Source organism: Streptococcus sp. GMD1S (assembly GCF_000296875.1).
Taxonomy (GTDB): domain Bacteria; phylum Bacillota; class Bacilli; order Lactobacillales; family Streptococcaceae; genus Streptococcus.
On sequence record NZ_AJQY01000266.1, the window covers coordinates 1 to 628 of the forward strand.

The 628-nt window shown below is 37.3% G+C and carries 1 protein-coding gene; it reads left to right on the forward strand.

All coding sequences use genetic code 11. The features are described 5' to 3' along the window. The coding region (locus GMD1S_RS08700; RefSeq protein ID WP_000453080.1) for an ABC transporter substrate-binding protein at window positions 1-628 on the forward strand (628 nt) is incomplete at both ends.

Here is a 628-nt window from a genome sequence, read left to right on the forward strand (position 1 = left end):
CAGGTTTGAAATATGCTGCTGATAAAAAATCCGAAGCCTTGTACCTTGTTCAAGACTCTGTAGCAGGTTTGGATGACTATATCAACGGGAAAACAACTGACTTTTCAACTGTCGGTGTTAAGGCGATTGACGACCAAACAGTTCAGTACACTTTGACACGTCCAGAATCTTATTGGAATTCTAAAACAACTTCAACCATTCTCTTCCCTGTCAATGCAGATTTCTTAAAATCAAAAGGGGATGACTTTGGTAAGGTAGACCCTTCTAGTATTTTGTACAATGGACCTTTCTTGATGAAATCTTTTGTTTCAAAATCTGTTATCGAATTCAAGAAAAATCCCAACTACTGGGATGAAAAAAATGTCTTTGTGGATGGTGTGAAATTGGCCTATTATGATGGTAGTGACCAAGATGCACTAGCACGTAACTTTGTAGAAGGAGTCTATAGCTACGCGCGTCTCTATCCAAATAGCTCAAGCTTTGAAGGCATTAAAGAGAAGAACAAGGATAACATTATCTATAGTATGCAAAATGCAACTTCTTATTACTTGAACTTCAACTTGGACAGAAAATCTTATAACTTCACTTCTAAGTCCTCAGATATCGAAAAGAAATCAACCCAAGAAGC